Source organism: Pseudomonas sp. CGJS7 (genome assembly GCF_036961695.1).
This window is the reverse complement of sequence record NZ_JBAMDI010000071.1, coordinates 1-12,727: the sequence shown is the minus strand read 5'-3', so window position 1 is coordinate 12,727 and position 12,727 is coordinate 1. Positions and strand designations below refer to the sequence as shown.

General features: G+C 66.6%; 12 protein-coding genes. 6 read left to right on the top strand and 6 right to left on the bottom strand.

Going from position 1 to position 12,727, the window contains the following annotated elements:
* Position 1: 1 nt before the first annotated feature.
* A complete protein-coding gene (locus V7787_RS32300) occupies positions 2-862 on the top strand; it encodes an alpha/beta fold hydrolase (protein ID WP_336091436.1) in 861 nt (286 codons plus the stop codon).
* A gap of 30 nt (positions 863-892) precedes the next feature.
* Here the strand turns inward: V7787_RS32300 and V7787_RS32295 are convergent, their stop codons facing one another.
* The 4 genes from V7787_RS32295 to V7787_RS32280 form a co-directional block, all read right to left on the bottom strand.
* The gene (locus V7787_RS32295) at positions 893-1,693 is read right to left on the bottom strand and encodes a M48 family metallopeptidase (RefSeq protein ID WP_336091434.1); all 801 of its coding nucleotides are present in this window, start codon (positions 1,691-1,693) and stop codon (positions 893-895) included.
* Between the two features lie 215 nt (positions 1,694-1,908).
* On the bottom strand, positions 1,909-2,820 hold the full coding sequence (locus tag V7787_RS32290) for a recombination-associated protein RdgC (protein WP_336091433.1): 912 nt from the start codon (positions 2,818-2,820) through the stop codon (positions 1,909-1,911).
* A gap of 153 nt (positions 2,821-2,973) precedes the next feature.
* Entirely contained in the window at positions 2,974-3,888 is a 915-nt protein-coding gene (ttcA, locus tag V7787_RS32285; protein ID WP_336091431.1) for a tRNA 2-thiocytidine(32) synthetase TtcA, read from the bottom strand.
* A gap of 175 nt (positions 3,889-4,063) precedes the next feature.
* Positions 4,064-4,366, bottom strand: a complete 303-nt coding sequence (locus tag V7787_RS32280) for a hypothetical protein (RefSeq protein WP_336091430.1) — start codon at positions 4,364-4,366, stop codon at positions 4,064-4,066.
* A 243-nt stretch (positions 4,367-4,609) separates the two neighbouring features.
* On the opposite strand from V7787_RS32280, the gene V7787_RS32275 reads away from it, so the two are divergent.
* From V7787_RS32275 to V7787_RS32260, 4 genes are all read left to right on the top strand, one after another.
* Complete coding sequence (locus V7787_RS32275) at positions 4,610-4,816, top strand: YdcH family protein (RefSeq protein WP_336091429.1); 207 nt, start codon at positions 4,610-4,612, stop codon at positions 4,814-4,816.
* Positions 4,817-4,948: 132 nt separating this feature from the next.
* A complete protein-coding gene (locus V7787_RS32270; RefSeq protein ID WP_336091428.1) occupies positions 4,949-5,572 on the top strand; it encodes a hypothetical protein in 624 nt (207 codons plus the stop codon).
* Positions 5,569-6,207, top strand: coding sequence for a hypothetical protein (locus V7787_RS32265; RefSeq protein ID WP_336091426.1), 639 nt, complete (start codon positions 5,569-5,571; stop codon positions 6,205-6,207). Before V7787_RS32270 ends, V7787_RS32265 begins: the two co-directional genes overlap by 4 nt.
* Entirely contained in the window at positions 6,204-6,851 is a 648-nt protein-coding gene (locus V7787_RS32260) for a hypothetical protein (RefSeq protein ID WP_336091425.1), read from the top strand. Before V7787_RS32265 ends, V7787_RS32260 begins: the two co-directional genes overlap by 4 nt.
* A gap of 477 nt (positions 6,852-7,328) precedes the next feature.
* Here the strand turns inward: V7787_RS32260 and V7787_RS32255 are convergent, their stop codons facing one another.
* A complete protein-coding gene (locus tag V7787_RS32255; protein WP_336091424.1) occupies positions 7,329-8,618 on the bottom strand; it encodes a hypothetical protein in 1,290 nt (429 codons plus the stop codon).
* A 418-nt stretch (positions 8,619-9,036) separates the two neighbouring features.
* Here V7787_RS32255 and V7787_RS32250 point away from each other — a divergent pair, with 418 nt between their 5' ends.
* Entirely contained in the window at positions 9,037-10,152 is a 1,116-nt protein-coding gene (locus V7787_RS32250; RefSeq protein ID WP_336091423.1) for a hypothetical protein, read from the top strand.
* Between the two features lie 100 nt (positions 10,153-10,252).
* On the opposite strand, the gene plsB is transcribed toward V7787_RS32250, so the two are convergent.
* A partial coding sequence (gene plsB, locus V7787_RS32245) for a glycerol-3-phosphate 1-O-acyltransferase PlsB (protein WP_336091422.1) occupies positions 10,253-12,727 on the bottom strand: 2,475 nt, incomplete at its 5' end.

Sequence of the window (12,727 nt, the reverse complement as noted above, 5' to 3'; positions counted from 1 at the left end):
CATGCAGGAATTCGTCGTCGATACCGAGTTCGGCCGGCTGGCCGGATTGCGCAACGGCCGCGCCGGCGCGCCGAGGGTGTTGGCGCTGCACGGTTGGTTGGACAACGCCGCCAGCTTCGTGCCGCTGGCGCCGTGGTTCGACGATTGCGATCTGGTCGCGCCCGACCTGCCCGGCCACGGCGCCAGCGCGCATCTGCCGCCGGCCGCCGAATACACCCTGATCGCCGCCGCGCGCGCGGCCTTGGCGGTGGCCGATGCGCTGGGTTGGGATCGCTTCCACCTGCTCGGCCATTCGCTCGGCGGCGCCACCGCCAGCGTCGTTGCCGCGGCGGTGCCGCAACGGGTCTCGCGTCTGATGTTGATCGAGGCGCTGGGTTCGCTGTCCGAACCCGAGGAGCGGGTCGGCGCGCGCCTGCGCGAGGCCTTCGCCGGCATGGCCGCGGTGAGCGGCAAGCAATTGCGGGTGTTCGGCGACATCGCCACCGCGATCAAGGCGCGGATCGTCGCCAACGACCTGAGCGAACCGGTGGCGCGGCTGCTGGTCGAACGCGGCGTCGCTCCGGCGCGCGGCGGCGAAGGCGCGGGCGGTTACGTCTGGCGCAGCGACCCGCGCCTGACCCTGACTTCGGCGCTGCGCCAGAGCGAGGCGCAAATGCGCGCGCTGATCCGCGCGATCGAATGCCCGACCTGCATGGTCTGGGCCGATCCGGCGCAGAGCTACATGCCCGATGCGCAGCGGCGCGAGCGCGCGGGTTTGCTCGCCGACGGCGAACTGCACATCCTGGCGGGCACCCATCACCTGCATATGGAACACCCCGAGCAGGTCGGGCCGATTTTTCAGCGCTTTCTGGCGGCGCAGTAACGCCGGCGGGCGAACGTCGCCGCGGTGGGGTTATCGGTCGTCCGCGATCAAGCGGCGCAGGCCGGCCTTGAGCGCGCGTCCGGAGGCGCGGAAGTATTCGCGCTGATCGCGCCAATGCGGGCAACGCAGTTCGACCTCGCGCCAGAACGCTCGCGAATGGTCGGCGTGAATCAGATGGCACAGCTCGTGCACCAGCACGTACTCGAACGCCGCCGGCGGCGCCAGCACCAGCGACAGATCCAGCGACAGCGCGCCGTCGGGCGCCAGCGAGCCCCATTGCGAGGACATCACCCGATAGCGCAGCCGCGAAGGCGCGCGCGGCAGTCCGGGCAGGTACTTGGGCAGCCAGCGGCCGACGTCGGCGCGGGCCTGGCCCTCGTAGAAATCGCGCAGCGCGCGGCGCAGCGCCTTGGGGTTGACGGCCTCGGGCGCGGCGATCAGCAGCGCGTCCTCGTGTTCGTCCAGCTGCAGCCGCAGATAGCGGGCGCTCTGCCAGCGCAGCGGCACCTCGCGGCCGCGCAAGGGCAGGCGGGCGGTGACATGGGCCTGCAGCTCGGGCGCGTCGCTGCCGGCGCTGGCGATCTGCGCCAGCAGCCAATCGCCGTGCTGGATCACGAAGCGCTGGCCGGCGATCTCGCTGGCGCGCATCGGCAGGGTCAGGCGCGGGCCGCGCTCATCGACGCTGAGCTTGATCCGGCGCGCGCGCGGGTCGCGCACGCGCAGCACTTCGACGGTTTGGCCGTTGGCCAGGACGACGGCGATGGTTTCGCGCGAGACGGCGCGCGGCGCGGCCTTGAGCTGGCCGGTGAGCAGGCGCAGAAGGCTGGTCATGGGTGGGGGGCCGCCATGGGGGAAGCATAGCGCTTGTGGGGCTTGGTGTTGATGACGGCGGGAGGATTCGCCTCGCCTGTGTTGCCCTCACCCCAACCCCTCTCCCGCAAGCGGGAGAGGGGCTAAAAAAGCAGCGGCGTTGCTTAGCCCTTCTCCCGCTCGCGGGAGAAGGGCCCGACAGGGCGGATGAGGGCACGCAGCCCCCACCCAAGACGTCAGGCCTCGACCTTCGACAACTTCAACGCCGACTCCAACACCCGGAACAACCGCTTCACTTCCGCGCTCATCAACGCAAACCGCGCATCGAGCTCGGCGCGCAAGCCGTCGCCGTCGCTGTGTTCGAGCTGATCCACCGCGCCGTCCAGCAACTTGAACTTGCGCACCACCAAATCCTCGCCGATCACGAACGACACGTGATCGTCCAAAGTCAGCGCCAACCGCGTGATTTGCTTGCCGGTCTCCAGGTGCTTGGCGATCTCATCGCTCTCCAGCTCCTGACGCTGACACTTGACCACCGCGCCCTGATCGACCGGGTCGCGCAGTTCGCATTCGTCGCCCAGGCTGATGCCGTCGGGCAGCTCCTCGCCGGCGACCCAGCCGGTGAGGATCGAACGCGGCGCGATCTCGGCGTTGAGCGGCAAGGCCGGGAAACTGCCGGTCGCGCGGCGGATTTCGCTGATGATGTTTTCGCCGGTCTTGCGGCTGGAGGTGTCGACGATCACCAGGCCGTGCTCCAGATCGATCATCGCGTCGGTGCGGCTGGGCTTGATGAACGCGCGCGGCAGCAGATCGACGATCAACTCATCCTTCAAGCGCTTGCGCGTGCGCCCGCCGGGCTTGCGCCCTTCTTTCTGTTCGATCTCGGCCAGCTTCTTGGCCAGCATGTCGTTGACCACCGCGCCCGGCAGCAGCCGGTCTTCGCCGCCGACGGTGATCCAGATCGCATCGCCGATGCGGTTGCTCATCACCGCGTCCTCGGCGTCGCGGCCGAACGGCGAGATGAAGCCGCGCGAGGACAGTTCCAGCGGGCCGACCGGCTTGAGCGCGCACTCGGCCAGGCCTTTGTCGAGATCGTCGAGTTTGTGGGTGGTGGGGAAGCGGAAGAACGTCAGGTTGCGGAAGAACATCTAATAGAGACCGAAAAAGAGGAATAGGGAACGGGCCGCGCCGCAGTTGCTCGTCATTCCCGCGAAGGCGGGAATCCAGAGACTTCAAGCGTTCTCGCACGAAAGGCACTGGATTCCCGCCTTCGCGGGAATGACAGCCTGAGAGGTACGCGGTTATCCAACGCGCGCGTCGTTGCTGTCAATCGCCGATTCGTCCAGCCACACCGGCGCATCCGCCAGCGGCGCCGCGCCGGCCTGGCCCAGGCCGAGGAAATCGAACAGCTTCGGATCGCTCAACTGCGAGGGCCGGATATCGCCGAGCGCGCGCGAAATGGTTTCGATGCGGCCGGGCGTTTCGCGCTCCCACGCGTCCATCATCCGCTTGACCTGCTTGCGCTGCAGATTCTCCTGCGAGCCGCACAGGTTGCACGGAATGATCGGAAAATTCTTGATCGCGGCGTAGTCGACGATGTCGTCCTCGCGCACGTAGGCCAGCGGCCGGATCACCACGTGCTTGCCGTCGTCCGACAACAGCTTCGGCGGCATGCCGCTGAGCTTGGCGTGGAAGAACAGATTGAGGAAGAACGTGGCGACCAGATCGTCGCGATGGTGGCCGAGCGCGATCTTGGTGAAGCCCTGCTCGGCCGCGTAGGTGTACAGCGCGCCGCGCCGCAGCCGCGAACACAGCGAGCACATGGTCTTGCCTTCCGGCACCACCCGGGTGACCACCGAGTAGGTGTCCTGCTCCAGGATCTTGTACGCCACCCCGATCGATTCCAGATACGCCGGTAACACGTGCTCGGGGAAATCGGGCTGCTTCTGGTCCAGGTTCACCGCGACCAGCTCAAACTTCACCGGCGCCTTCTTCTGCAACTGCAGCAGGACGTCGAGCATGGTGTAGCTGTCCTTGCCGCCGGACAGGCAGACCATGACCTTGTCGCCGTCTTCGATCATGCCGAAGTCGGCGATGGCGCGGCCGACTTGATGGCGCAGGCGGGTCGCCAGGCGCTCGCTGTCGACGGCGGCGGCCGGGGCGAGATCGGCGCGGGCGCGACGGATGGGTTCGGCGAGGGGCAGGACGGTGCTCATAAGACCGTCGATTCTACCGGGCCGCACGCATGCCAGAGCGAAACCCGGGTCGCCGGACGCGCCGCAAGGCGCGATGAGACACGATCGCAGCGCCGAAACACGGCGACGGCGCGGAGCTCCGCGCCGTCGCCGATCGCACCGATGGGCGCTTCATCCGCCCGAACCCTTGCCGCGCTTACTTGCCCTCGACCGCCGCCGCGGCCCTGGGCGCGGCCGCCTTGGCTTCGCCGCGCACCACCGGCCTGACCGGCTTGACCGGCGTGGCCGGATCCACCGGCACCAGCAGCGAGGCGAAGTTGCAGCGGGCGCCGACCGGGATGGTGGACGCGCCCTTCTCGCAATCCGGGCCCTTCTCGCCCTTGGGGCAGCACCACTTGGTGCCGTTCTCGCCCTGCACGATCACGCCTTCCTTGGCCAGGGCCAGCGGCGAAGCGCCGGCCAACACGAACGACACCAGGATCAGTACGAACCGATTCATTGCACGTCCTCCTTGTGCGGGGTATCCGCGGGCAAAGCTTATGCAAACGAATTAATAACTAAATATGAATGAATTTTTTACTTGTTGCGCGCGCGAAACACGTCGGCCGAGGGGCTTTCGCGACCGTTCAGCGCCGGCCGCCGGCGCAGCCGAGCGACCGCCTCGATGCGGCCCGTCGACCCACGCATGGGCCAGCCAGCGTGGGGGTATGGAATCGACATCGCCGCACGTTAAGCTCTTCGGATGACCGAGACGGACCCCGCCGCAATCACCCAGCAACTGGCCCATCTGCGGCTGGAACACCGCGATCTGGACCTCGCCATCGATCGGCTGTCGCTGGACACCGACGCCGACGAGCTCACGGTCAAACGCCTGAAGAAGCGCAAGCTGTGGCTGAAAGACTGCATCGCGCGGCTGGAGAGCGCGCTGATCCCGGACGAACCGGCCTGAGCGCCGGCGCCGGAGTTCGCCGCGCGCGTCGGCGAGCACACCGCGCCGTCATAGTCATCTAGTGCGAAACCCAGCTGCTGCCGGGCACATTCGCTGTGCTAGGGTGCCGCCACTCGACGGCGTGGCAACGGCATGGCGAACAAGGACGAACTGGTCAAAGCGGCACGCAATCCCTGGTGGCAGGCAGCCGCGGCCGTGGCCGCGATCGCGCTGGTGCTGACCTTCGCCCTGGGCGGTTTCAAGCAGGCCAAGAGCGTCACCAAACCGCTGCCGCAATACCCGGCCGGCCACCGTTTCCAAGGCGGCGCGATGGCGGTGACGCCGCTGCGCGCCTGGGTCGCGCGCTACAAGCCCGGCGGCCAGATCGACAGCTTCAATCCGGACAAGCAGTACCTGGTGCTGCAGGCCGACATCGAGAACCTCACCCCGCGCAGCTTCGGCGGGCTGACCTATCCGATCAAAGACCTGATCCTGGTGAGCAAGGGCGGCGAGCCGGTGCTGGCCGACACCGTGCTGATCGCCGACGATCACACCATCGCCAGCGATCTGCATCCGCGCCTGAAGCAACGCGTGGACTTGGTCTGGCCCTTGCCCAAGGACTACGCGCATTCGCCGCAGGCGACCTTCGGCGTGTTCGCGCGCGACTACAAAGCCAAGGCTTATCTCAACGACGAGGGCGCGTGGATGCAGGGCAACCCGGCGGCCAAGTTCAAGATCCCGGTGCAAGACTTGCGCAACCGGATGGTGGCGCCGTGAGCGCGGCCGACGCACCGGCCGCCGCCGGCCGCTGGCGCCTGCCGCGTTGGCGCTGGCGCGACGCGCTGTGGATCGTGCTGGCGTTGGTCGCGGTGGTGGCGCTGCGCAAGGGCGAGTCGAGCTACGAAGAGCGCGATGCGCCCTTGGTGCAGGCGGCCAAGGCGCCCGGGCGCGTGGTCGGGCGCAACTTCGCGGTCGAGGTCGGCCGGGTCAAGGCCGCCCACGCGTACATGCTCAAGGGCGACTATTCGCGCCGCGGCGACTACGTGCTGCGCACGCCCGGCCTGTGGCTGTCGGTGCTGGCCAAGGTCGAAGCCAGCGAGCGGCCCGGTTATGTCGGCGCGCAAGTGCGAACCCGCGACGGCCTGGTGTATGTCGCCGCCGACACCGAGCGGCCCAAGCTGCGCGGGATCAACCTGAGCGACCGCGCGCTGGCGCCGGGCCTGGTCGAGGAAGGCGCGTGGTTCTTCGAAGTGCCCGCCGACAAACTCGAAGGCGCGCACCTGCAGTTGTACTGGGGCACCTTGCTGCCGGTCGGCGGCGACAGCCTGATCGATGTCGATCTGGGCATCGACAAGGCCGGCGCGCGCAAGCTCGCCAGCGAAGCCAAACCGGTCCTGGACCTGCGCATGTGAGCGCCGCACCGATGAATGCCACTCCGTCTTCCGAACCGGCCTCCACCGCCGCCGCGCCGCGCCGCATCGGCTGGTGGCGGAGCAATGTCTGGTGGCTGCTCGGCACCGCGGTGCTCGGCGGCTGGGCGATCTACGCGCCGTATCGCGAAGCGCTGAACAGCTATCAGGAACGCCGTCCCAGCACCCCGGTACGCGCCGGCAAGGGCGAATGGACCGCGTTCGAAGGCGCGCGCTGGCGCTTGCTCGGCGCCGAAGTCTTGGCGCCGCGCGATCCGCGCTTGCAGGGCCCGCTGCGCAAGGATGCCGGCGTGATGCTGGTGCGCTATGAGGTGATCGCCGATTCGGGTACGCAGACCCGCGCCCTGGACGCATGCCGCGGCGCGATCGTCGATGCGCGCGGCCGGCGCTGGGAAGCCGATCCGGTCGGCCTGCCGCGCTTGAGCAAGACCGCCAAGCTCCCCAACACTTGCGGCAGCGGCACCGACGCGCAGTACAAGCAGATTCTGGCCGTGCCCGGGCGGCCGTTCGCGTTCCAGCACGCGTTCGTGCTGCCGCGCGAGCTGCAGCAGGACGGCCTGCATGCGCGGATCGAGTTCCCGCATTCGCAGAGCGCCAAGGGGCGGTATCTGGATTTCGAGTTGTAGGCGAAATCTCCGGCGCGCGCGGCGATAACCGCCAGGCTGCGACGAACTCCCATTCCACCGTCATTCCGGCGAAAGCCGGAATCCATTTTGATCTTGCTGTTGCTCGATCCTTCAAGCAGCAGCAACAGCAACGTCAAAATGGGTTCCGGCTTTCGCCGGAATGACGGGTGAGAGAATGACGGGCGAGAGAATGATGGCCAGAGTGGACGACGGCCCCTCTCGAATTCTCCGATTACGCGCTACACGGCATCGGATTGCCGCAAGACTGCGCCGGAATCCTCATTCCACCGTCATTCCGGCGAAAGCCGGAATCCATGTTGATCTTGCTGTTGCTCGATCCTTCAAGCAGCAGCAACAGCAACGTCAAAATGGGTTCCGGCTTTCGCCGGAATGACGGCGTGGAAGTTTCCGGATTCTCGCGTTCGCGCGAACGATGCCGGTTGGGTGGCGACGCGCGCTTACGCTCGAACCCGCCGCTTACGCGCTACGCGGCAACCGCGCGATCGCGCGATCGAAGGTCGCCGCCAACAACACCACCCGCAGCACATCGGTCAGCAGCGACGTGCGGAACGACAGCGGCGTGTTGAGGAACACCGCGTAAATCTGCCCGCTGACCCGCTGCCAATCCGGATCCTGCGGGCCGACCCACTGCTGCATCAGCCGCCACGACCACGAATCGATATAAGCCAGCAGCTGCCAGCAAACGCACAAGGTCAGCAGCGCCGGCAATCCCGCGCGCAGCACCAGGCGCAGGCTGTTGACCACCGGCACGCCCTTGCTGCTCCAACCGGCGCTGGCCTTGTCGGCGAGCATGCGCAAGGTGAAGTGCATGGCCTTGAAGCGTTCCACCGCCTTGCCCAGACGCTCGTCGGCCGCGTCGATCCGCTGCGCGCGGCGCAGGTCGATGCCGTAGATGATCGCGGCGATCGCCAACCAGATCAGCGGCAACGCCACCGCGCCGGCGGCGGTGGAAACGAAATCCCACAGCGGCGCCAACGCCTTCTTGGTCGGCGCCAAGGTCTTGAACAACGCGGTCGGGCTTTCCCACCAATCGGTCGCGGCGACGTAGACCACGCGTTCGTGCCACCAGTCCTTGCCGGTCTTCATCACCTGCGCGATCGCCGCCACGCCGACGAAGACCCAATACGCTTCGCAGCTGGTCGCGATCACGTTCCACACCGCATGCCCGGTCGCGGCCGCGCGGCGCTTGCTGAACCAGCGCACCGCCCAGGCCACCGCCAGCGCGATCCACAAGCCCTTGAGCTGCAGCACCCGGTTGAGGTTTTCCTTCTCCCACACGCTGAACACGTACTCGGTGCGGAACTGCCGGCGCAGGTCTTCCAGCAATCCCCAACCGGCGTAATAGGCGAAGAACGGCAGCATCGCGATCGCCAGCGCGGTGATCCATTGCTTGCGCACCGCGGCGGTGTCGGGCGTGGTCGCCCCGCCGGCCAGCATCGGCAGCGACGGCCGCAGCGACTGGAACATCAAGATGGTGCCGGCCAGCTGGGTCACGATCAGCACCGACAACGCGGCGAAGGACATCAGCACCGAACGCTCGCCGAGCTTGATCGCCAGGTCCATCAGCAGGTTGTAGGCCACGCGCTGGGCGAAGAACCAGAACGTCAGCGCCGGCCAGTGCCGCCACAGCAGGCGCGCGGTGAGCATCGGGATTTCGTGCCAGGCGCCGGGGGCGTCCTCGCGCGCGGACGCGCCGGCGGACGGATCGGGCGTGGGCAGGGAAGCGGTCGTCGTGTTGGAGGACATCGGCGGCAGGCGGGACGGAGTCGCGCGATGGTAACCCGCGCCCGCGCCGGGCTTGCAGTGACGAGTATCAGGGCTGGCGATATCCGTCACCGATCGGCGGCCTTCGCCGGCGGCGCCGAAAGCGCGAGACCGGCGGCTTCAACTCACTGGCCGAACACCGAGGCTTGCCACCAAACACGGTGCGTCAGGGGATAAACATCGACCGGGTCGGACGACAACCGGCAAGGCAGCGGCATCGACGAACAAGCGCATGAAGATTTAATTCTCATGCCAGCAGGCACTTAAAACGTAGCCATTCGATTGAGCAGCTGATATGCAGAAACATTTTTTCCACCCAGTACACATCGCCCTACAAAACAAAGGCCGTTCATGGATTGTCTTGCCGTTCTCCCAGTCACCAGGGGAACGGAGCAACACCATGCAACACCATGCGAATGAACCGGCATGCCGGCTTGGCCAGACAAACCCGAAGGCGCCCAATAACGGCCATAAGCGGCGCCGATATCCAATCAACGTGAGGCTTTTGACTTTGACCGCGGCATCAGCGCTCGCGCTGACCGGATGCGCTACTCAAATGTTTCCAAAGCAAAAAATACAACCCGATACCTACTACCAACTGGCGCAGGATCGAGAAAACGGCAGCAGCTCATCCGCCGCGACCACCAAGACCGCCAAGATGCGGCGCGGCAAAGTAGAGGCGTTGCCTCCTTATTTGCGCAACGTATTGGACAGCTTTCAGACCAGCGCGGAGAACTCGCGCGCGGTCCCGCAAGACCATGTTCTGGCGGTGCAGTTTCTGGACCACGGCATGGCGCTCACCAATCTTCTTTGCGCCGATTTTCTCGCGGAAATCACCCATCAACGCCAAGAGCGCAACTACGATCGCGATTTCGCCAGCAATATCAATACCGGGCTGAGCGCGCTGCTGAACCTGACCAAGTCCAGCAATCTGGCCACCGGAACGGTCAGCGCGCTGTTCGGCGGCATCGACGCGGATTATCAAAGTCGCGACAGACACTACGTAGCGGCCGTGGATCTGGCGGCGGCGGAGGCGCTGGTGCGCGGCGCGATGGCCGAACAGGCGGAGAAGAACCGTAATCTGACCCGGCCGACCTACAGCGAGGTCGAAAACCGACTGATTCAGTACGCCGGCACTTGCAGCTTCAACGGCATCAAGACGTTGGTGAATCAGTCCGTCGCCGCCGGTGTCGGGCTGGTGGAGGTGGATAAATCCGGGGCCGCAAAGATCAACAACGAGCGACCGGCCGGCAGTAAAGCGCTCCAAGCCGCGGCCGACCAGGATGACGCTTTCGAAGCATTGGGTGATTGCAAATTCGACGAGGCTCTGGCGCTCTTCAAATCTGCGGAGGCATCCTATCCAGGTTTTCAGGTGAGCTACGAGTATGCCAAGGCCTTAAGCCAGGGCAACAACACGACGAAGATAGACGCGTTGCTTGCTCTGCAGAAAGAGATAGGGCGGATGCCGCAGGACGTTCAGGCCAAACTCGCAGACGCGTGCAAGGGCGTGAAATAGCCTGCGTATCGGCGAAGGCCCGCGCACTCCACCGTGCGTGGGCCTTTTCCGCTCGCATCGCCGGCCGGTCTGACCATGCCTACGGGCGATGCGGCGAGGCTCAACCGCCGCCGGTGTCTTCGCGCACGGGCTTGGCCATCTCCGGGCTGATCTTCTCGATGGTATGGCGCAGTTCGCGGCCGAGAATGACCTTGGCGTCCTTGGCCCAGGCGTCCAGGCGCGCGTCGAAGGCCAGCTTGCCTTCGCTGTCGGGCCACACCAGCTTGAGCTCGCGCAGCTTCTGGATGAAGCCGCGGAACAGGGTCTTGTCGAAGAACTCCGGCGCCGCCGGCGCGTACAGCAGCGACAGGCGCTGGGCGGCGAGCTGGCACAGGCTTTCCAGTTCGCCGGCCGACATCGTGCCCGGGCCGTTCTTCACCAACACGCTGATGGCGATGTAATAGCGCTCGAAGGCCTGTTGCAGCGAGTGGCCGATCGCGCGCAGGCGGAACACTTCGTCGGTCTGGCCGGCGTTGCGCGCCAGGATGCCGCCGTCGTCGTCGCTGACCCGTTCCAGCAGGCCTTCGCGCACGAACACGTCGACCGTGCGCGCCAGCCGTTCGGCGAATTCGTCTTCGCTCCAGGGCAGGAACAATTCGGATTGCAGGAACGGATACACGCTGCGGCCCAGGCGCAGCACCCCGGCCAGGCTCATGCGCCGGTTGTGCTGGAAGCAGCAGGCGATCCACGAGGCGGCGGTGAACAAATGCAGCACGTTGTTGCGGAAGTAGCTCAGCAACACCGCCTTGTCTTCGCCGTCCACGCCGAGCACGTCGCCGAGCGGATGGGCGACGCGTTCGAGCACGTTGATTTCTTCGCCGTGGGCGACGATTTCGCGCGGCGTGTGCGGGGTCACGGTGACCCGGTCGGAGTACGGCAGCTCGGCCAGCAAGGTCTTGCTCAGGGCGATCTGGGCGAGCAGATCGGCCTCGCCCATCGCGTGCTTGGGCGTGGACAGCAGCGCCAGCGCGAGCAGGTTGATCGGGTTGACGTCGGCGGCGCGGTTGACGTTGATCTGGATCTGTTCGGCCAGCGCGTCGACGGTGTTGGACAGCCATTGCGGCTTGTCGTCTTCATCGACCGGGCGGCCGTCCCATTCCGGCGCGTGCTCGGCGAGCATGTCGCCCAGCTTGATCGGCTCGCCGAAATTCACCACCACCTGGCCGTAGTTGGAACGCAGCACCTTGGGGATGCCCCACAGCAACTGCCAGATCGATTCTTTCTGTTTCGGCTTGCCCGACAGCTCGTCGAGGTAGCTGTTGCCCTCCATCAGCTTTTCGTAGCCGATGTAGACCGGCTGGAACAGCACCGGACGGGTCGGCTGGCGCAGGAAGCCGCGCACGGTCATCACCAGCATGCCGCCCTTGGGCGGCAACAGCCGGCCGGTGCGCGAACGCCCGCCTTCGATGAAGTATTCGATCGAGTAGCCGCCCGCGACCAGTTGCGCCACGTATTCGGAGAACACCGCCGAATACAGCGCGCTGCCGCGGATGCTGCGGCGCAGGAAGAACGCGCCGCCCTTGCGCAGGATGGTGCCGACCACCGGCAGGTTGAGGTTGGCGCCGGCGGCGATGTGCGGCGGCACGATGCCCTTGGTGTAGAGCAGGTAGCTCAGCAGCAGGTAATCCAGATGGCTGCGGTGGCAGGGCACGTACACCACTTCGTAACCGGGCGCGTCCTGCTTGAGCTTGTCCAGGTGATGGACCAGCACGCCGCGGTAGATCCGGTTCCACACCGGCGTGAGCAGGAAGCTGGCCGAACGCACCACCGGATGCGAATAGTCGGCGGCGATTTCGTAAGCCATCGCGTGGGCCTTCTTCCACGCTTCGGCGGCGTTGCCGTTGTCGCGGCGGGCCTGGTCGGCGATGGCTTCCTTGACCGGTTCGGCGGCGAGCACGCGGTCGATCAGCATGCGCCGGGTCGACAGGTCGGGCCCGATCACCGCCGCGCGGATGCGGCGGAAGTGGGTGCGCAGCACCCGCGAGAGTTTGCGCACGGTGCGTTCGGGCGGCAGGCCTTCGCTCTGGCCTTCGCTGACGATGCCGCGCAGCGACACGGGCGGGGAGAACCGCACCATGGTGTGGCGGCCGTTGAGCGCGATCGCCAGCAAGCGGCGGAACCGCCCGACCAGGGTCCAGTTTTCCGAGAACAGCACCGAGAACCAGCCGCTGCTGCGGTCCGGCGCGCGGCCGACGAAGATCGACACCGGCACCAGTTGCACGTCCAGCTCCGGATCGGCGCGGTGCGCGTCGAGCAGGCGAGCGAGCGAGCCGGAGTGGGTCTTGGCCGAAGGCGGGCCCGACGGCGCCAGCGAACCGGCGTTGCGCCGCGACAGCGCCACGTAGGCGCGCTTGCGCCCGAGCGGGTCGCCGGGCAGCGGCTGCAGCGGCGAAGGCAGGCCGCTTTCCAGGCAGGCGCGCTCCAGGATCAGGGCGTTGGACAGGCCGTAATCCTCGAGCACGTAGCAGACCGGGCGGCCGTGCCATTCCTCGGCGATGTGTTCTTTCGGGCTCTTGGGCTCGATGCTCAGGGTCAC

Coding starts and splice junctions, on each gene's coding strand:
- V7787_RS32300 (WP_336091436.1), top strand. CDS start 2: ATGCAGGAATTCGTCGTCGATACCGAGTTCGGCCGGCTGGCCGGATTG.
- V7787_RS32250 (WP_336091423.1), top strand. CDS start 9,037: ATGCAACACCATGCGAATGAACCGGCATGCCGGCTTGGCCAGACAAAC.
- V7787_RS32290 (WP_336091433.1), bottom strand. CDS start 2,820: ATGTTCTTCCGCAACCTGACGTTCTTCCGCTTCCCCACCACCCACAAA.
- V7787_RS32270 (WP_336091428.1), top strand. CDS start 4,949: ATGGCGAACAAGGACGAACTGGTCAAAGCGGCACGCAATCCCTGGTGG.
- V7787_RS32255 (WP_336091424.1), bottom strand. CDS start 8,618: ATGTCCTCCAACACGACGACCGCTTCCCTGCCCACGCCCGATCCGTCC.
- V7787_RS32295 (WP_336091434.1), bottom strand. CDS start 1,693: ATGACCAGCCTTCTGCGCCTGCTCACCGGCCAGCTCAAGGCCGCGCCG.
- ttcA (WP_336091431.1), bottom strand. CDS start 3,888: ATGAGCACCGTCCTGCCCCTCGCCGAACCCATCCGTCGCGCCCGCGCC.
- V7787_RS32275 (WP_336091429.1), top strand. CDS start 4,610: ATGACCGAGACGGACCCCGCCGCAATCACCCAGCAACTGGCCCATCTG.
- V7787_RS32280 (WP_336091430.1), bottom strand. CDS start 4,366: ATGAATCGGTTCGTACTGATCCTGGTGTCGTTCGTGTTGGCCGGCGCT.